This window comes from Candidatus Symbiopectobacterium sp. NZEC127, assembly GCF_025962675.1.
GTDB lineage: Bacteria > Pseudomonadota > Gammaproteobacteria > Enterobacterales > Enterobacteriaceae > Symbiopectobacterium.
Genome location: NZ_JAGFPG010000001.1, coordinates 362,765 through 380,125 on the forward strand (window position 1 = coordinate 362,765; position 17,361 = coordinate 380,125).

18 protein-coding genes are annotated in these 17,361 nt (G+C 51.6%); 7 read left to right on the forward strand and 11 right to left on the reverse strand.

From position 1 onward, the window contains the following. Positions 1-60: 60 nt before the first annotated feature. The 5 genes from J5069_RS01655 to artP form a co-directional block, all read right to left on the reverse strand. Positions 61-792 (reverse strand): arginine ABC transporter substrate-binding protein, encoded by a 732-nt coding sequence (locus J5069_RS01655; RefSeq protein WP_264642213.1) that lies wholly within the window; start codon positions 790-792, stop codon positions 61-63. Between the two features lie 175 nt (positions 793-967). After that, a complete protein-coding gene (gene artM, locus J5069_RS01660) occupies positions 968-1,636 on the reverse strand; it encodes an arginine ABC transporter permease ArtM (protein WP_264642215.1) in 669 nt (222 codons plus the stop codon). Then, entirely contained in the window at positions 1,636-2,352 is a 717-nt protein-coding gene (gene artQ / locus J5069_RS01665) for an arginine ABC transporter permease ArtQ (RefSeq protein ID WP_264642216.1), read from the reverse strand. Before artQ ends, artM begins: the two co-directional genes overlap by 1 nt. 9 nt (positions 2,353-2,361) lie before the next feature. Next, positions 2,362-3,093, reverse strand: coding sequence for an arginine ABC transporter substrate-binding protein (gene artJ, locus J5069_RS01670; RefSeq protein WP_264642217.1), 732 nt, complete (start codon positions 3,091-3,093; stop codon positions 2,362-2,364). Positions 3,094-3,113: 20 nt separating this feature from the next. Continuing rightward, complete coding sequence (gene artP, locus J5069_RS01675; protein WP_264643693.1) at positions 3,114-3,842, reverse strand: arginine ABC transporter ATP-binding protein ArtP; 729 nt, start codon at positions 3,840-3,842, stop codon at positions 3,114-3,116. Positions 3,843-4,103: 261 nt separating this feature from the next. On the opposite strand from artP, the gene J5069_RS01680 reads away from it, so the two are divergent. The 3 genes from J5069_RS01680 (at position 4,104) to J5069_RS01690 (ending at position 6,361) form a co-directional block, all read left to right on the forward strand. Next, positions 4,104-4,229 (forward strand): hypothetical protein, encoded by a 126-nt coding sequence (locus tag J5069_RS01680; protein ID WP_264642218.1) that lies wholly within the window; start codon positions 4,104-4,106, stop codon positions 4,227-4,229. Next, positions 4,226-5,038 (forward strand): polysaccharide deacetylase family protein, encoded by an 813-nt coding sequence (locus J5069_RS01685; protein ID WP_264642219.1) that lies wholly within the window; start codon positions 4,226-4,228, stop codon positions 5,036-5,038. Before J5069_RS01680 ends, J5069_RS01685 begins: the two co-directional genes overlap by 4 nt. A gap of 204 nt (positions 5,039-5,242) precedes the next feature. Beyond that, complete coding sequence (locus J5069_RS01690; protein ID WP_264642220.1) at positions 5,243-6,361, forward strand: glycosyltransferase; 1,119 nt, start codon at positions 5,243-5,245, stop codon at positions 6,359-6,361. A gap of 28 nt (positions 6,362-6,389) precedes the next feature. On the opposite strand, the gene hcr is transcribed toward J5069_RS01690, so the two are convergent. Then, entirely contained in the window at positions 6,390-7,406 is a 1,017-nt protein-coding gene (gene hcr, locus J5069_RS01695) for an NADH oxidoreductase (protein WP_264642221.1), read from the reverse strand. Positions 7,407-7,465: 59 nt separating this feature from the next. Further along, entirely contained in the window at positions 7,466-9,118 is a 1,653-nt protein-coding gene (gene hcp / locus J5069_RS01700) for a hydroxylamine reductase (protein WP_264642222.1), read from the reverse strand. Between the two features lie 264 nt (positions 9,119-9,382). Here hcp and J5069_RS01705 point away from each other — a divergent pair, with 264 nt between their 5' ends. Next, the gene (locus J5069_RS01705) at positions 9,383-10,267 is read left to right on the forward strand and encodes a hypothetical protein (RefSeq protein WP_264642223.1); all 885 of its coding nucleotides are present in this window, start codon (positions 9,383-9,385) and stop codon (positions 10,265-10,267) included. A gap of 118 nt (positions 10,268-10,385) precedes the next feature. Beyond that, positions 10,386-12,053 (forward strand): ATP-dependent endonuclease, encoded by a 1,668-nt coding sequence (locus tag J5069_RS01710; protein WP_264642224.1) that lies wholly within the window; start codon positions 10,386-10,388, stop codon positions 12,051-12,053. A gap of 93 nt (positions 12,054-12,146) precedes the next feature. On the opposite strand, the gene cspD is transcribed toward J5069_RS01710, so the two are convergent. Next, complete coding sequence (cspD, locus tag J5069_RS01715; RefSeq protein ID WP_252318527.1) at positions 12,147-12,368, reverse strand: cold shock-like protein CspD; 222 nt, start codon at positions 12,366-12,368, stop codon at positions 12,147-12,149. A 357-nt stretch (positions 12,369-12,725) separates the two neighbouring features. Here cspD and clpS point away from each other — a divergent pair, with 357 nt between their 5' ends. Further along, positions 12,726-13,118, forward strand: a complete 393-nt coding sequence (clpS, locus tag J5069_RS01720; RefSeq protein WP_264642225.1) for an ATP-dependent Clp protease adapter ClpS — start codon at positions 12,726-12,728, stop codon at positions 13,116-13,118. 30 nt (positions 13,119-13,148) lie between these two features. Then, on the forward strand, positions 13,149-15,425 hold the full coding sequence (gene clpA, locus J5069_RS01725) for an ATP-dependent Clp protease ATP-binding subunit ClpA (RefSeq protein ID WP_264642226.1): 2,277 nt from the start codon (positions 13,149-13,151) through the stop codon (positions 15,423-15,425). Positions 15,426-15,566: 141 nt separating this feature from the next. Here the strand turns inward: clpA and J5069_RS01730 are convergent, their stop codons facing one another. The 3 genes from J5069_RS01730 to infA all read right to left on the reverse strand — a co-directional run bounded on the left by J5069_RS01730 (position 15,567) and on the right by infA (position 17,335). After that, on the reverse strand, positions 15,567-16,016 hold the full coding sequence (locus J5069_RS01730; protein ID WP_264642227.1) for a hypothetical protein: 450 nt from the start codon (positions 16,014-16,016) through the stop codon (positions 15,567-15,569). Positions 16,017-16,171: 155 nt separating this feature from the next. Then, a complete protein-coding gene (locus J5069_RS01735) occupies positions 16,172-16,618 on the reverse strand; it encodes a hypothetical protein (RefSeq protein WP_264628578.1) in 447 nt (148 codons plus the stop codon). Positions 16,619-17,116: 498 nt separating this feature from the next. Next, entirely contained in the window at positions 17,117-17,335 is a 219-nt protein-coding gene (infA, locus tag J5069_RS01740; RefSeq protein WP_002211347.1) for a translation initiation factor IF-1, read from the reverse strand. Positions 17,336-17,361 lie beyond the last annotated feature (26 nt).

Sequence of the window (17,361 nt, forward strand, 5' to 3'; positions counted from 1 at the left end):
CGCCCGAAGGCGCTTATCGTATTGGGTTTATTCGTGATGTCGCACAGGGCAGACAAGGCCTTATTGCGGGAACCATTTGTCGTTAATGGCTTTATAGGTGCCGTCTGCTTTGATGGCGTCCAGCGCGCCGTTCAGTTTTGCCAGCAGCGCTTTATCATCAGGACGGACCGCGATACCGAGACCGGTGCCGAAGTATTCTGGGTCAGTCACGTGTTCGCCAACGGATGCCAGCTCCGGGTTATTCTTGATCCACTCATTGACTACCGCGGTATCACCGAAAACGCCGTCGATGCGCCCGTTTTTCAAATCCAGCACCGCATTTTGATAGCTGTCGTAGGACACGGTCTGGACTTCCGGGTGCTTGTCATTCATGTACTTCTGGTGCGTGGTGCCGTTTTCCATCCCAATACGCTTGCCTTTCATGGCGGCAAAATCACTGAATTTTCCCTTCTGCGCGATGACTACGGCAGAGTTGGCATAATAGGGTTGAGTAAAGGCCACTTGTTTGCTGCGCTCTGGCGTGATGTCCATCCCGGAGATCACGGCGTCGTAACGACGGAATTTCAGCGCCGGGATTAGGCTATCGAAAGCCTGGTTGGTGAAGGTGCAGTTAGCTTGCATCTGCTTGCACAGGGCTTTTGCCAGGTCCATATCAAAGCCGACGATCTCGTTGTTGGCATTGAGCGATTCAAATGGCGGATAGGTGGCGGAGGCGGCAAAACGAATAGTGTCTGCGGCGTTAGCGCCGAATGCCATACCTGCCAGTAACGTGGCGACCACGAATTTTTTCATGTTGTGCTCCAACGATTTTTTTAAATTTTTCCTGCGGCATGTTCCCCGCTCAACGGCAATTACATTGCCATCAAGTGAATTGATATGCAAATAAAATGATTAAAAATACATTTGAATGGCGATAAAACAGACAAAAAAAGCAGGCCGAAGCCTGCTGTTTATTGCAACGTAGAGATCAGTTGCGGTGTTCAAACACCAGTGCACGCCGTTCGATAAGGCGCATCAATACTGTCAGCAACCCATTGACACATAGGTAAATAATCCCTGCGGCACCGAAAACGGCGACGTCATAGGTGCGGCCATACATCAGTTGGCTGTAACCCATCACCTCCATCAGTGTGATGGTATAGGCCAGCGAGGTACTTTTAAACACCAACACCACTTCGTTTGAATAGGACGACAGGGCGCGTTTAAAGGCATAGGGCAATAAGATACGCAACGTTTGTGCAGGCGACATGCCCAACGCCGCGCAGGATTGCCACTGCCCGGAAGGGATGGCGCGCACCGCACCGTAAAACAGCTGTGTGGTATAGGCCGCGCTGTTTAATGCCAGGGCTATCATGGCGCACAGCCAGGGCTGAGAGAGCAAGTGCCACAGCCACGGGATCTGCTGGATTGCCGGAAACTGGCCCGGACCATAATAGATCAGGAAGATTTGCACCAGCAGCGGTGTACCGGTAAACAAAGTGATGTACGCCCGGGACAGCAGGGACAACACCGGTGTTTTTAACGCAAGAACCGCCGTCAGTACCAAAGAGATAACCAGTGCGGCAATCAGCGCCACCAGCGTAAGGCTCAGGCTGGTGTGCAACCCTTTGAGCAATTCAGGTAAGTACGCGAGCATCAGGACGGCCTCCGTTCAAAGCGCGTAGTACGCAGTTCGATACGCTTCAGGACGTATTGACTCAACAAGGTGATTACCAGATAAATCGCTGCCGCAATCACATACCAGGTAAAGGGCTCTTGGGTGCGTGTGGCGATGCTCTTGGTTTGCAGCATCAGATCGTTCACGCTAATCAAAGACACCAACGCGGTATCTTTCAGCAATACCAGCCATTGGTTGCCGAGGCCGGGCAGGGCATGGCGCCACATTTGCGGCATGATCAAGCGAAAGAAGATGGCCGCTTTACTCAACCCCAGGGCTTGCCCTGATTCGCGTTGCCCCTGAGGGACCGCTTTCAGCGCGCCGCGCAGCGTTTGTGACGCATAGGCGGCATAGAGCAGCGCCAACGCAATCACACCGCACAGGAACGGGCTGACTTCAAACGTCTCAATGTCTAACTTGATGGGAAACGCTGTGCCACCGACATTGAGCGTAAAGCCATCCGCCAGTATCAGCAGCAGTTGTGATGAACCAAAATAGATAAACAGCACCACCAGAATTTCCGGCAGGCCGCGTAGCAGCGTCACTAACGCTGTGCCGCACCAGGCAACGGGCTTCCAGCGCGCCATTTCCCATACGGCAAACAGCATCGCCAGAATCAAACCGAGTACCAGTGCACAAACGGCAAGGCCGACGGTCATGCCGGCGGCGCTTGCAAGAGGATGAAATTCTATCATTTAGCGAGATTACTGCTGAAACCATTTGTTGTAGATGGACTGATAAGTGCCATCCTGTTTGACTTTGTCCAGCGCGTCATTGAAGCGTTTGACCAGCGCATCGTTACCCTGACGCACCGCAATGCCCAAACCGATGCCAAAGTAGTTCTTATCCGTTACGCTGCTGCCTACGGTAGCCAACTGGTCGTTCTGTTTCAGCCACTCATTCACCACGGCAGTGTCACCGAATACCGCGTCCAGACGGCCACTTTTCAGATCCAGAATGGCATTCTGATAGCTGTCATACGGCACGGTCGTCACATCTTTGTGTTGATCCAGCAGATATTTCTGGTGAGTGGTGCCGTTCTGCACGCCAACGCGTTTGCCTTTCAGGGCAGCGATATCGGCCACTTTGCCTTTCTGTGCGATAAACAGCGCAGAGTTGTCGTAGTAGGGTTGGCTAAAGGCCACCTGTTGCTGACGCTCCGGCGTAATATCCATCCCAGCCATAACGGCTTCATAACGGCGGAATTTAAGCCCTGGGATCAGGCTGTCAAAGGCCTGATTGCTGAACGTACAGGTGGCGTTCATCTCTTTGCACAGCGCGTTAGCAAGATCGACGTCAAACCCTTGAATCTTGTTATCATCGCCCACGAATTCGAACGGAGGGTAAGAGGCTTCGGTCGCAAAACGGATGGTTTCTGCGGCGCTGGCGGCAACGCTGGCGCTGGCGAGGAGTGCTGCAACGAGTAATTTTTTCATTGTCATTTCCATCTTGTTCATCAATGAGAAAGATAACTGGCGAACTCGGCGGTTTGCGGCGCGGCAAAGTGGCCCGCATCACCCTGTTCGACAATACGGCCATTTTCCATGTACACCACACGGCTGGCAGTTTTACGTGCAAAATCCACTTCGTGCGTGACAATTACCTGGGTGATACCGGTCTGCGCCAGTTCCTGAATAATACCGACCACCTGGGCCGTGATTTCAGGATCGAGCGCGGCTGTCGGTTCATCGAACAGCAGCACCTGAGGTTCCATCATCAGTGCGCGGGCAATCGCCACGCGTTGCTGCTGCCCACCGGACAAATGCAGCGGGAAACGATCGGCAAAATCGCGCAGGCGTAACCGTGTTAACAGTTTGTCTGCACGTGCCAGCGCCTCGTCTTTGCTCAAACCCAATACCCGGCAAGGTGCCTCGGTCAGGTTTTGTGTGACGGTCAGGTGGGGCCACAGGTTGTATTGCTGAAACACCATGCCGACATTGCGGCGCAGTTCGCGGATGGCGCCGTCACTCGGCGGCTGCGCAAACGTAAACTGGTTGCCTGCGATGGCAAGTGTGCCCGAACGCGGCATCTCCAGCAGGTTCAATACGCGCAGCAGCGAGCTTTTTCCCGCACCGCTGGGGCCCAATAACACCAGCGTTTCGCCGGCCGGACAATCAAGGGTGACATCGAATAGCGCCTGATGCGCGCCATAGAAACAGTTAATGCTGTTTAGTTGAATACTCATGCGCAAGAATTGAATAGACATTGATGCCGCGAATGTTAACGTCGGCAGGATACTTATGCAATCGCCGTGGGTTAAAATTTGCTGATTAGCGGACTAATGCATAAATAATAGCACAAAATATCGGTTAAGCGGCGGGGTGGCTGTAATTGTCGGGACCGAAGGATAACAGACAGCAAATCTGCCCGTACCGGCGGCAATCATGCTGCGGTTTAGCGCCGATAGCCTCAAAAAATACAGGTTATGAATGCGTTATAGTGACGAATGGTTGAAGTTGTTTGTGGCAAGATTAATGGTTTGTATATTTTTGGTTATGGCGTTGGCGCGGCAATGGCGACGGTAAGCCGTGCTGGTGAGCAAGCGCGTACAGCAAAGAGCGTAATAGAATGAATGCAAGTGCAATTCCCATCCTGATGTATCACCACGTTGGCCCCAAGCCTGGGCTGGTGACGCTGTCGCCCGACACCTTTATCGAACAGATGACCTGGCTGGCGCGTGCCGGGTGGAAAACCGTGAGCGCGGCTGAATTGGAGGGGTTTTACCGTGGCGAGCCCTTGCCGCGTAAAAGTGTGATGATCACCTTTGACGACGGCTATTTGGACAATTGGGTTTATGCGTTTCCGGTGCTAAAACGTCTTGGGTTGCATGCGCATATTTTTCTGATTACCGGCCAGATTGGCGACGGACCGGTTCGTGAGCTGACTGAGGTGGCTTTCTCTCACAAGGTGTGTGAGGAGCGCGTGGCTAACGGCCATGCTGACGATGTGATGATGCGCTGGTCTGAAATTGAAGAGATGCAAGCCAGTGGGCTAGTCGAGTTTCATGCGCATACCCATACGCATCAGCGCTGGGATTGGAACATAACGGATACTGCCGAGCGTCACCGCGCGTTGGAAAACGATCTGCGTCTGTGTCGTGAAACGCTGCTTGCACGACTGGGATCGTGCAGCCGCCATTTCTGCTGGCCGATGGGATTTTATAACCACGATTACGCCGCCATTGCCCAGGCGCAGGGGTTTGATTATCTCTACACCACCGAGCGGCGGATGAATATGCCGCAGCACCTCACCTGGCGTTTGGGACGTATCAGCACCAAAGAGCGTGAAGATACCTCCTGGCTTAAACGGCGGCTGTTTATGTATACCACACCGGTTATTTCTTCATTGTTTGCGTTACATAAAGGTCAGCGTTATACCTGATGGTTTTTTTTGACGGCAATGACAACATGCCCAGAGTAATGTTCCTGGGCATTTTATGTATTTATTTTCCGAAAATACGCCTCTGTATAAAAAGTATTTACCTTCCGTTTAGCTTCGCTCTCATAAAATTACGCCAGACGTGAAACACACCGTGCATATCCTCGGTCGAGGGTACGGTGTTGATTGTTTTTATTAGGTTTATTTATGAGAAAACGCATTCTCTACACAGAATCCTCTAAGCATGTTGGCGGGCAGGAATTGCAGGCTATGATGCAATTACACGCCTTGCAACATTTAGGTTTTGAGGTGTTATTGGCATGTCGTCCGGAAAGTGAAGTGGCTAAACTTGCCGCTGAAAAACATATTCCAATATACCCGATCATATTTAGAAATAGTTATCATTTCCCCTCTCTGTGGCGCTTCAGACAGCTTATTAATGAATATCATCCTTTATTTATCGTCAGTCACAGTGGGCACGATGCAAATATTGCTGCACTGGCCACCAAGCTGGTCTGGAACAAGCCAACGTTGGTGCGGCAAAAAACCTATCTGACCAGCAGAATCAAACCGTTCAGCACCAATTATCTGGCGGATCAGGTGGTGGTGCCCAGCGCTGGTATGAAGCGCGCGATGGTGGCTGGCGGCTGCCGGGATGAAAAGATCGAGGTGGTCGCGCCTGGGTTCGACTTTGCTACCTTGCATGCTCAAAGCGAGCGGCCCTTGCCCGCAGATCTGCAATGCTGGCTGGAGGCCAGCACGTCGCCCGTCATTGCACAGGTAGGTATGCTGCGCGGTGAAAAAGGGCACGCTACCGCGTTGGCTGCGTTGGCGGCGCTCAAGCAGTCAGGCCATGCGTTTCGTTATCTGATCGTCGGAGATGGCCCTGAGAGCAAGGTTATCAACGCGATGATTGCGCGCTACGGTTTACAAGATAACGTGATGATGGCCGGTAAACTGTTCCCGGCAGCGGCCGTCTATCGGCATGCGGATCTGGTGTTGATGCCTTCACGTAATGAGTCATTTGGCATGGCGCTGGTTGAGGCGATGTTTTTTGGCGTTCCGGTGATGGCGAGCAACGTGGGGGGCATTCCGGATGTTATCCGCCATCAGGAAAACGGCGTACTGTTACCGTGCGATGATGTCGCGGCCTGGCAGGACGCCATTGCCGATTTCCTTATGCACCCGGAACCCTACCGTCAGAGAGCCCGTCACGCCTACGATGACGTAGTGTCGCGCTATTCTATCGATGCCTGCGTTAAAAAAATTATTGCCTTGGCCTATAAGGAACCCACACCCACAATTGCGGGTGTGGCGACGCCTTAACGTTGGTGCGTGATGCCCTGGCTGGGCGTTACGCCAACACCGTGTCCCCGTGCAGTTGGCAACTGCACGCCAGCACATAGCCTTGTGCAATCTCTTCTGCCGTCAGCGTCATGGTGCTACTGGTGGTGTAATCGCCGGAAAGCACTTTGGTTTTGCAACTGCCGCAGACACCTGCACGGCATGCGGCATTAACCGGTATTTTATTGCTTTCCAACGCGGCTAACAGGCTGATACCAACAGGCACACGCAGTCCATTAAGCGGTTGGCGAATGGTCAGCGTCAGCTGTTCACCGTCCTCTTCCAATGATTCAGCACCAATCTGGAACTGCTCTTTGTAGAAGCGTGTCGTGGGGACGCCAGCATCGGCAACCAGTGTGGCAACCTGCTGCATATACGGGGCCGGGCCACAGGTCATGACGATACGCTGTGCCAGATCCGGCACCTCTTGGTTCAGCAGCGCAGGTGTTAACCTTCCTGCGAGAAAACCGGGTTCGGCGTCAAACTCGGCGACCAACGTCAGCGTCAACTGTGATGGATACTGTTCTGTCAGGCGCTGCCACTCGGCGGCGAAAATCACCTGCTGCGGGTTGCGGACATTAAAGATCACCTGCAAGTGAACGTTCGGACGGTTTGCCAACAACCAGCGACTCATCGACATGATGGGCGTCACGCCACAGCCTGCGGCCATCATCAGATAACGTTCCTGCTCGGCATGGCCCGCATCGACGCAGGTAAACTCGCCCTGTGCATCGGAAAGCCACAAATAGTCACCGGGTTTGACCTGCTGCGTCAGCCAGCCTGAACCGGTGCCATCTTCCAACCGCCGTACCGTCAGCGTGATAAACGGGCTTAACCCTGGGGTTGACGACAGGGTATAGGCACGCAGGGTGTCAGGGTTGTTGGCAATGCAAACCAGCGCGTACTGCCCCGGACGATAAGGATAGAAATCGTGGTTAATCAGCGAAAGCGTCCAGACGTCGGGCGTTTCCTGACGAATGGAGTGAACTTGCATGCGGTTCGGGCATGCGGAGGTCGGTTGTGTCATGTGTGCTCTCCAAACAGCACAAGCGACGCGTTGCCGCGCCGCTTGTTATCCTATTGCTCTCAGGCGGACAAAAGGGTGTTGATGTCTTCTTCTACGGTGGTAATCGAGCACATACCGAATTTTTCGTTCAGCACGGCCAGAAGGTTATCCGTCAGGAAGCCGGGGGCAGTAGGACCCGTTCTGATGTTTTTCACGCCCAGCGACAGCAGCGTGAGCAGAATGACGATGGCTTTTTGCTCAAACCAGGAGAGTACCAGGCTCAATGGCAGGTCGTTCACGCCGCAACCCAGTTTTTCCGCCAGTTTCACGGCCAGAATAATGGCTGCGTAGGCATCGTTGCATTGACCGACATCGAGCAGACGCGGCAACCCTTCCAGCGTGCCAAAATCCAGCTTGTTAAAACGGTATTTGCCGCACGCCAGCGTCATGATCAGGCAGTCATCCGGCACGCTACGGGTGAAATCGGTGAAATAGCTGCGCTCGCCGCGGCTACCGTCACATCCCCCCACCAGGAACACGTGACGCAATTTGCCTTTAGCCACCAAATCGATCACGGTATCCGCCGCGCCAAGCAGGGTCTCACGTCCGAAACCAACGGTGATGTTGTGCTCGATTTCGCTGTATGGGAAACCGGCCAGGCTTTGTGCCTGAGCAACGATCTGGCTGAAATCATCTCCTTCCAGATGGTTGACGCCCGGCCAGCCAACAATACTGCGCGTCCAGATACGATCGCCGTAGTTTCCGACATACGGATCGATAATACAGTTGGATGTCATCACGATAGGGCCAGGGAACTTGGCAAATTCAACCTGCTGGTTCTGCCAGCCGCTGCCGTAGTTACCCACCAGATGCGAGAATTTTTTCAACTCGGGATAGCCGTGCGCAGGCAACATTTCACCGTGGGTGTAAATATTGACGCCAGTGCCTTCGGTCTGTTCCAACAGCATCCGCAGATCTTTCAAATCGTGACCGGAAATCAGAATAGCTTTGCCTGCCACCGGGCGCACGTTCACCTGGGTCGGATGAGGATGACCGTAGGCGTCGGTTTCACCTTTATCGAGGATCGCCATCACGTTGAAGTTCATTTTGCCAATCGCCATGGCATTGTTCAGCAGCGTGTCCATGTCGCTCGGCTGCGTGCCCAGCCAGGCCATCAAAGCGTGGAATTCGGCATAGATAGCGTCATCGTATTGGCCGAGTACGTGGGCATGCTCCATATAGGCGGCGGCCCCTTTCAGACCGTATAGGCACAGCATACGCAGACCGTGCAGGTCGGCACCAATCGTGGCTTTATCATGATCCAGTGCGAATTGGCTGGCCTGTTGTAGCAGGGTCGGAATATCGTTGCCCGCCAGTTGCAGTTCAGACAGGGGATGGTCAACGCTGGCATCCGCTTCGAGCAGACGGCAGCGCGTTTTCAGTCCGTGACGCAGTTGGATTGCTTCTTGTGCGTAACCGATAATTCTTTGCGAGTCGAAGTTGACGTTGGTCAGCGTAGCGAAGAAAGCGCGAGGGACGAAGTTATCGACCGTATGGTCGATGATATCCAGCGAACGGGCTTTTAGTGCCCAGGCAGATAAACCTTGCAATACCGCGACCAGCAGGTCTTGCAGATCGGAGGTTTCAGCGGTTTTGCCGCACATGCCTTGCGCATAGGCGCAACCGTTTCCAGCCGGGGTACGGATTGTTTGCTCACATTGCACACAAAACATAACGTTATCCTTTTTTTAAAGTTGCATTTGTAATGCTTGTTTTGAAGCATAGTGATTTCGCCTCGAGTTAAAAAGGCTTTTTACATGCAATTTTAGGTAAATTTGATGTAGCGCAATTTTCATCTTGGCGGATGAAAATACGTCTCAATTCAGATTGTTCGCGCAGAGGGAGACAGTAAAGCCTACTTTATGAAAGGGGCTGTTAAGGCTTTCACGTAGAGTACCTGCCACTCAATAATCTGTAGCACAGGAGTTCTGTTGCATATGCTGGATGTTAGCTCTCAGGGGAACCGTGTTTGTCAGCAGTATGAAAATCTTGCCCAGTCATCATCGTCGAGCTTATCGACATCCTCCACATTGACCCGCCAGATCGTCAATATTGACAGCTTACCGGTGGAAATGATCCAAAAAATTGCGACCTACCTTCCAACCACTGATTATGACAATTTGAGAGTAACGAATCGGACGATTTGCGATGCCCTGATATCGATCAACAGTATGCACACTGCGTTGGCGGAAAAACCTCTCTATGGTGCACAAGGCGCATACTACAAAATTTGTGCAGAGGCTAAACATCTTGCGGCCCGTTGTCGTAGATTGACCGAGTGTGAAATCACAACGTTGCTGAACATACGCGTGCAACCAGACTTTACTATAAACAGGGCTATTTCGGTTCAGTTCCAATACCCGATAGACGATTTGACGTTGAACGATGGCATCATGGAGATCGTGGAGGCATTTTGCAAAAAGCTGACGACGATGGTCATGCACCAGAAACCGTCATCGTGCCCGGCGCTGCGCTACCGGTACCAATATAATATCAGCATTGAGATGCGCACCTTTGATGCGCAAGCAGAAGTGATTTTTCAGGCGAGTAACCTTTGCACATTATCCCAACTCAGTGATTTTTATGCCTGTGCGTACCAACTCTATAATGAACTAGCGATTCCGCAACGCATTTACCTGACCACAATGATGGTCAAATTACACCGGTTTTGGCGCGCGCACCCGCCCGCCAACCTTGACAGGCAGGAGGTCGATAACACCATTCGATCTTATGTGACGCTGCTGCGTTCAGGCAATGATGTGCTAGCGTACTGTAAGGCTGCGAAGAGAAACTCGGCTGGTGAAGCAAGTTCGAACCCGTAAGGGATCACAGAAAAGGTATCTGCCGGATGACACTGGCGTCGGGGTAAAGCACGCTGGTTAAGGTATACAATGAAAACAGCGCTGTGCAGTGGTACAGCCGCAACATCAGGAGGTGTGCATGTACCTTGAAAGCGTGGAGATTGTTGGGTTTCGCGGCATCAATCGTCTGTCACTGGTACTGGAGCACAATACGGTCTTGATTGGGGAAAATGCCTGGGGAAAGTCAAGTCTGTTGGATGCCTTGTCCCTGCTGCTGTCGCCGGCATTGCCGCTGTATCACTTTTCGTTGCAGGATTTCCACTTTACCCCCGGTGATGAAGCGAGCCGGGAGCACCATTTGCAGGTTATCTTCACCTTCTGTGAAAGCGGCGTCGGGCATCACCTTGGGCCGCGATACCGTGGCCTGGTGCCGGTTTGGGTCAGGGGCGAGGGGCGATTACAGCGCATTTTCTATCGTCTGGAAGGTGAAGTGGATGAAAGCGGTGCGGTGTGCACCTGGCGCAGTTTTCTTGACGCTGATGGGCAACCGCTGGCGCTGGACAACATTGATGCGCTGGCGCGTGAACTTATTCGTTTGCACCCGGTGTTGCGGCTACGCGATGCGCGTTTCACCCGGCGCAAACGGGTTGACGTCGCGCCGTTGCCGGTGCGCGAGAGTAATAGCGACGACCTGACCCAACACCTGAACCAACTGATGCAGGAACTGACCCGCAACCCGCAGCGGCTGACCGATCAGGATCTGCGTCAAGGGATGGTGGCGATGCGGCAACTGCTGGAGCACTATTTTTCCGAGCAAGGGGATGAGGGCTTCACGCCGCGCCATCCCCGCCACGCGCGCGCGCACAACGGAAAATCCTGGCGCTCTTTGGATAATATCAACCGGATGTTGAGCGATCCCAATAGCCGCAGCCGTCGTATCATTCTGCTCGAACTGTTTTCAACGCTGTTGCAGGCGAAAGGCGCGGTATCGCTGGATACGGAATCGCGTCCGCTATTGCTGGTAGAAGATCCTGAAACCCGATTACACCCGATCATGCTGTCGGTGGCCTGGGAGTTGCTGATGCATCTGCCGTTGCAAAAAATCACCACCACCAATTCCGGCGATCTGCTGTCGTTGGTGCCGGTGGAGCAGGTGTGCCGCCTGGTGCGGGAGTCCTCGCGGGTGGCGACTTACCGGATTGGCAAGCAAGGGATGAATCCTGAAGACAGCCGTCGTATTGCATTCCATATCCGCTTTAATCGCCCCTCATCGCTGTTTGCACGCTGCTGGCTGCTGGTTGAAGGCGAGACGGAAGTGTGGATGCTTAGCGAACTCGGCCGCCAATGTGGGCATCACTTTGAGGCAGAAGGGGTGCGCGTCATTGAATTTGCTCAATCCGGGCTACGCCCGCTGCTGAAATTTGCGCACCGCATGGGCATTGAGTGGCACGTGCTGGTGGACGGCGATGACGCGGGTAAAAAATATGCCGCCACGGCGCGCAGCCTGCTGACCCAACAGGGCGAAACCGATCGCGACCATATTACGATGCTTTCTGCCCCCGATATGGAGCATTTTATGTATCGCAATGGCTACAAGGACGTTTTCCATCGCATTGCACAGTTGCCGGAAAATGTGCCGCTCTCAGCCGCGAAAGTGATTGTGAAAGCGATTCACCGTGCCTCAAAACCGGATCTGGCCATCGAGGTAGCAATGGCTGCCGCTGAACGCGGCAATGACGCCATTCCTGTCTTGATTCGCACACTTTTTTCACGCGTACTCTGGTTGGCGCGTGGGCGGGCCGATTGAGCCGATCCGCGCTCAGAGAAACTAGAATAAAAATGCCGGTCGTGAAACCAGCATTTTCTTCTGTGATAATGAGGAGCGTATTTCAGACCACCGCTAGGCAACTGCCTCGGCTACCAGCGGGACGATCAAACTGGCATGATTTCCTTTGGGCCCTTTGTGAACATCAAATCTGACCGCCTGGCCTGCCTTCAGCGTGCGATAACCGTCCATTTGTATCGTCGAGTAGTGGGCAAAGATATCTTCGCCTCCCCCTTCGGGACAGATAAATCCAAAGCCTTTGGCATTATTGAACCATTTAACAGTACCTGTCTCCATGCATTTACGTCCTTCGCAAGAGTGTTATCAAAACGAGAGGTTAGGTTATTTGGTCGACATGAATGCGAATTGATTAAAACCCCGTCAATTCACCTGTACACTCTAGTGAAATCGAAAAGAGCGTCAAGCCATCCCACAGGGGCAGCACAGGGCAGTTTGTCAAAGTTTGATGCAGGTAACGCAATTGATGATTTTGGTGCAGGGTTGTTGCTTCAATACGTGTGCTGTTACCGATGACATCACCGGACGATTTCTTGCTTCTTGGCAACACAGTGCGCGTGCAGGTGATAAAATAAAGAGTAAATGGCTGATGTGGGACACTCAGCATGGTGTCGCATTAATGAAGATGGATGAATAATGAGTAACCGCAGTAGGGTGATTGAAAATAAGTGGATGCAGGCTATCCACGATGATGCAACGTCGGGGATACGTATGGAAAGCCGCCCCTGGACGCATTCTGACAGCGATCTGCTGGAAAAACCGCAGCAAAAATTGCAGCCGCCATCGCTGTATAACGTGATTTTAAACAATGATGATTACACCCCGATGGAATTTGTTATTGACGTTCTGCAAAAGTTCTTTTCTTATGATATTGAACGCGCAACGCAACTTATGCTGACGGTTCACTATGAAGGGAAGGCTGTCTGTGGTGTTTACAGTGCCGATGTGGCGGAAACTAAGACGGTGCAAGTGAATCGCTACGCAAGGGAAAATGAGCACCCGTTGCTCTGTACGCTGGAAAGGGCCTGAAATCAGGTAATTTATTGTGGGGAGGCGCCTATGCTTAATCAAGAACTGGAACTCAGTCTCAACATGGCTTTCGCCAGAGCGCGTGAGCGCCGCCACGAGTTTATGACCGTGGAGCATTTGCTACTGGCGTTGCTTAGCAACCCGGCAGCGCGCGAAGCGTTGGAAGCATGCTCGGTGGATTTGGCCGCATTGCGCCAGGAACTGGAAACGTTCATCGAACAGACCACCCCGACGTTACCGCAAAATAATGAAGAACGTGAAACGCAACCGACGCTAAGTTTTCAACGCGTATTGCAACGTGCCGTGTTTCACGTTCAGTCCTCTGGCCGCAGTGAAGTCTCTGGTGCCAACGTGCTGGTGGCGATCTTCAGCGAGCAGGAATCGCAAGCGGCTTACCTGTTGCGTAAGCACGATGTGAGTCGACTGGATGTGGTGAACTTCATTTCCCACGGCACGCGCAAAGAAGAGCCCGGTCAGGCTCCTAACGCGGAAAACCCTGTCAACGAAGAGCCGGTAGGCGGGGAGGATCGCATGGAAAACTTCACCACTAACCTCAATCAATTGGCTCGCGTTGGCGGTATTGACCCCCTGATTGGTCGTGAAAAAGAGCTGGAGCGCACCATCCAGGTACTGTGCCGTCGGCGCAAAAACAACCCGCTGCTGGTCGGGGAGTCTGGCGTAGGGAAAACGGCCATTGCTGAAGGTCTGGCCTGGCGCATCGTTCAAGGCGACGTGCCGGAAGTAATGGCCGGTTGCACGCTCTATTCCCTTGATATCGGTTCGCTGCTGGCGGGCACCAAGTACCGGGGCGATTTTGAAAAACGTTTCAAAGCGCTGCTCAAACAGTTGGAACAGGATCAAAGCAGCATTCTGTTTATTGATGAAATCCACACCATCATCGGTGCGGGTGCGGCGTCTGGTGGACAGGTCGATGCAGCCAATTTGATCAAACCGCTGCTCTCCAGCGGCAAGATTCGGGTTATCGGTTCTACCACTTACCAGGAATTCAGCAATATCTTTGAAAAAGACCGTGCCCTGGCGCGTCGTTTCCAGAAAATCGATATTACTGAGCCCAGCGTTGAAGAGACCGTGCAAATCATCAATGGGCTCAAACCGAAATATGAAGCTCACCACGACGTGCGTTACACGGCCAAAGCCGTGCGCGCCGCCGTTGAACTGTCGGTTAAATACATCAACGATCGCCATCTGCCGGACAAAGCTATCGATGTGATCGATGAAGCTGGCGCGCGCAGTCGCTTGATGCCTGCCAGCAAACGCAAAAAAACGGTGAACGTTTCAGATATTGAATCGGTGGTGGCGCGCATCGCCCGCATCCCCGAGAAAACCGTGTCTGCCAGCGATCGCGATGTGCTGAAAAACCTGAGCGATCGCCTGAAGATGCTGGTGTTCGGTCAGGATAAAGCTATCGAAGCGCTGAGTGAGGCTATCAAGATGAGCCGCGCCGGTTTGGGCAGTGAGCGCAAGCCTGTCGGCTCTTTCCTGTTTGCCGGGCCGACCGGGGTTGGGAAAACCGAAGTCACCGTACAACTGGCCAAGGCCATGGACATCGAGCTTCTGCGCTTTGATATGTCGGAATACATGGAGCGCCATACCGTAAGCCGCCTGATCGGTGCGCCTCCGGGCTACGTGGGTTTCGATCAAGGCGGATTGCTGACGGACGCGGTGATCAAGCATCCGCATTCGGTGCTGCTGCTCGATGAAATTGAAAAAGCGCACCCGGACGTCTTCAATCTGCTGTTACAGGTGATGGATAACGGTACGCTGACCGACAACAACGGCCGCAAGGCCGATTTCCGCAACGTGATTGTCGTCATGACCACCAATGCGGGTGTGCAAGAGACCCAGCGCAAATCGATTGGCCTGATTCAACAGGACAACAGCAGCGACGCGATGGAAGAGATTAAAAAGATCTTCACGCCGGAATTCCGTAACCGCCTGGACGGCATCATCTGGTTCAACCATCTGTCAGCGCAGATTATTCAGCAGGTGGTGGATAAGTTTGTCGTGGAACTGCAAGCGCAGTTGGACGCCAAGGGCGTGTCGTTGGAAGTCAGCGAAGATGCGCGCAACTGGCTGGCAGGAAAAGGCTATGACAAGGCGATGGGCGCGCGGCCTATGGTGCGTGTGATCCAGGAAAACCTCAAGAAGCCGCTGGCAAACGAACTGCTGTTTGGGTCGTTGGTGAACGGTGGCTCGGTGAAGGTGGAACTGGACAGCGCGACGCAAGCGTTGACCTATAGCTTCCACAGTGCGCAAAAGCTAAAAACGGAAGGGACTGTGCACTGAGTGTGTCACTGAGCGGTAAAAGCAAAAGCAGTGCGAAAGCACTGCTTTTTTATTATCAAGCATAAACAGATGCATTCAAAACACCGAACGCATCATTGTGAATCAGTACTGAATTGAGCTATCAGCAAAGCGATTCATGTATTAACTGATCGGACTTTTGACAACGGTCAGTGACTGGGTTGTTCGCACAGACTCAATGACAAATGCATCATTTATTGGTCTGATATAACCAAATATCATGGCATGTACAAGTCTATTGTCAGGTTCATTCGGAAGGGGTAACTCATAAATTATCAATTGCAATCGTGTGCCTATAATGACCAGTTCACCATAATAGAAAGAAGGATCAAGCAAACTAATATGCATTTGGGAATCAAAGGATTCAAGCTCGATCACTGTATCCCCAAGTACCGAGGGAGTAACATCTAAAAATTTTCCACTTAATACAAACTGTCTCGAACCATAAGGTGCTTCCGGATGCTCATAAGTCGCTATTCCTGAAAAAGATTGCCCACCTTGTGCCGAGTAATATAATTGAGCTCTTAAACTTACAGGTATTAAAGCCCAATTCAGAGGCTGAACTGTACTCATGATAATGATCCTAATAATTGATTTCGTAATGCCATAGAATATGCACAGCATGCTGTATGATCTGAATGTTTTTCTAACTATTTTCTTTTATTACCATCTATTTCGTGATGAAAATCTAAATGGTGAAATTATTCTTTTACGTTGATGATTTTATTTTAGCTCTCTTGCCCCCACGCTACGGTGAGTGATTCCGTCGAACGTACTCGGTGGTAAATAGGATCACCGCCAGGGGTTGCGAGTTCCCCATTAATAACAGTGTGTAAGATTTGAACTCCATTTGGGTCGTATTCTTGGAACAATCTTATCTGTATGACAGAGTCTTGAATAACAAAATCTGCGTAAGTGATGAGGGTAGAATAAATGTCAAAAATAAACATCAAACCATGAAGTGTTTTGAAGTCGACAACCGTGTTTCCGAGTACAGGAGGTTCGGACTCTAAAAATTTACCGGTAAGAACGATTTGCCGTCTTTCGAACGGTTCTGAAAAATTAGTATACTTCACTATTCCCGCTAATGATTGCCCGCCAGTTTCGCTAAAATAAATTTTCCCTTCCATTTGAATAGGTATGTTACCGGAAGAGTTTAGTGGGTTTATACTCATGATAAATATCCTCATCGAAAAAATATTGGTGGCTAACTATTCTAGTACTCGCATGGTTCTGTTTGATACGGATGGTATTGATAGGTAAAGTCCATACGAAAAAAAGCAGGCGCAAGTATAGTTTGTTTGATTATTATTATCTTGTGAGGCTTTTCAGGTGTTTTATCATATTAATATGAAAAAGAATAACAGAGGGAAAAAGGAATGCAAATTTTCAAGGGGAGGAATAAAGTAAATATTCTATAGCAGAGAAATCATTTAACAGATAACGGATAATAGAATAACAATAACAGTTACCAATGGTTTGATAATTCGGCAATAAAAATGAATTTTATGAATGTGTCTTGGTGTGTTCCTGTTTAATGGATAAACAGTAGCTGGGTATTTCGGGGATTCGTTGGTATGCAGAGTAAAGCAAAAACCCTCTCCTGAAACAGGAAAGGGCACATAAGGCGGGTACATCCTCAGGTGTCGCAGCGTTAGCGACAGGAGAACCGATTAACGGCTACGGAAGACAATGCGGCCTTTACTCAGGTCGTACGGGGTCAGCTCTACAGTGACTTTGTCACCCGTCAGGATGCGGATATAGTTTTTACGCATTTTACCGGAGATATGAGCGGTAACCACGTGTCCGTTTTCCAACTCAACGCGGAACATGGTGTTAGGCAGTGTATCAAGCACGGTGCCTTGCATTTCAATATTGTCTTCTTTGGCCATCGAATCCTCTAGGTTTAACTACCTTT

What these genes read in the sequence shown, in the direction of transcription:
- J5069_RS01655 (WP_264642213.1), bottom strand. Translation starts at nt 792, where the DNA reads ATGAAAAAATTCGTGGTCGCCACGTTACTGGCAGGTATGGCATTCGGC.
- artM (WP_264642215.1), bottom strand. Translation starts at nt 1,636, where the DNA reads ATGCTCGCGTACTTACCTGAATTGCTCAAAGGGTTGCACACCAGCCTG.
- artQ (WP_264642216.1), bottom strand. Translation starts at nt 2,352, where the DNA reads ATGATAGAATTTCATCCTCTTGCAAGCGCCGCCGGCATGACCGTCGGC.
- artJ (WP_264642217.1), bottom strand. Translation starts at nt 3,093, where the DNA reads ATGAAAAAATTACTCGTTGCAGCACTCCTCGCCAGCGCCAGCGTTGCC.
- artP (WP_264643693.1), bottom strand. Translation starts at nt 3,842, where the DNA reads ATGAGTATTCAACTAAACAGCATTAACTGTTTCTATGGCGCGCATCAG.
- J5069_RS01680 (WP_264642218.1), top strand. Translation starts at nt 4,104, where the DNA reads ATGGTTGAAGTTGTTTGTGGCAAGATTAATGGTTTGTATATTTTTGGT.
- J5069_RS01685 (WP_264642219.1), top strand. Translation starts at nt 4,226, where the DNA reads ATGAATGCAAGTGCAATTCCCATCCTGATGTATCACCACGTTGGCCCC.
- J5069_RS01690 (WP_264642220.1), top strand. Translation starts at nt 5,243, where the DNA reads ATGAGAAAACGCATTCTCTACACAGAATCCTCTAAGCATGTTGGCGGG.
- hcr (WP_264642221.1), bottom strand. Translation starts at nt 7,406, where the DNA reads ATGACACAACCGACCTCCGCATGCCCGAACCGCATGCAAGTTCACTCC.
- hcp (WP_264642222.1), bottom strand. Translation starts at nt 9,118, where the DNA reads ATGTTTTGTGTGCAATGTGAGCAAACAATCCGTACCCCGGCTGGAAAC.
- J5069_RS01705 (WP_264642223.1), top strand. Translation starts at nt 9,383, where the DNA reads ATGCTGGATGTTAGCTCTCAGGGGAACCGTGTTTGTCAGCAGTATGAA.
- J5069_RS01710 (WP_264642224.1), top strand. Translation starts at nt 10,386, where the DNA reads ATGTACCTTGAAAGCGTGGAGATTGTTGGGTTTCGCGGCATCAATCGT.
- cspD (WP_252318527.1), bottom strand. Translation starts at nt 12,368, where the DNA reads ATGGAGACAGGTACTGTTAAATGGTTCAATAATGCCAAAGGCTTTGGA.
- clpS (WP_264642225.1), top strand. Translation starts at nt 12,726, where the DNA reads ATGAGTAACCGCAGTAGGGTGATTGAAAATAAGTGGATGCAGGCTATC.
- clpA (WP_264642226.1), top strand. Translation starts at nt 13,149, where the DNA reads ATGCTTAATCAAGAACTGGAACTCAGTCTCAACATGGCTTTCGCCAGA.
- J5069_RS01730 (WP_264642227.1), bottom strand. Translation starts at nt 16,016, where the DNA reads ATGAGTACAGTTCAGCCTCTGAATTGGGCTTTAATACCTGTAAGTTTA.
- J5069_RS01735 (WP_264628578.1), bottom strand. Translation starts at nt 16,618, where the DNA reads ATGAGTATAAACCCACTAAACTCTTCCGGTAACATACCTATTCAAATG.
- infA (WP_002211347.1), bottom strand. Translation starts at nt 17,335, where the DNA reads ATGGCCAAAGAAGACAATATTGAAATGCAAGGCACCGTGCTTGATACA.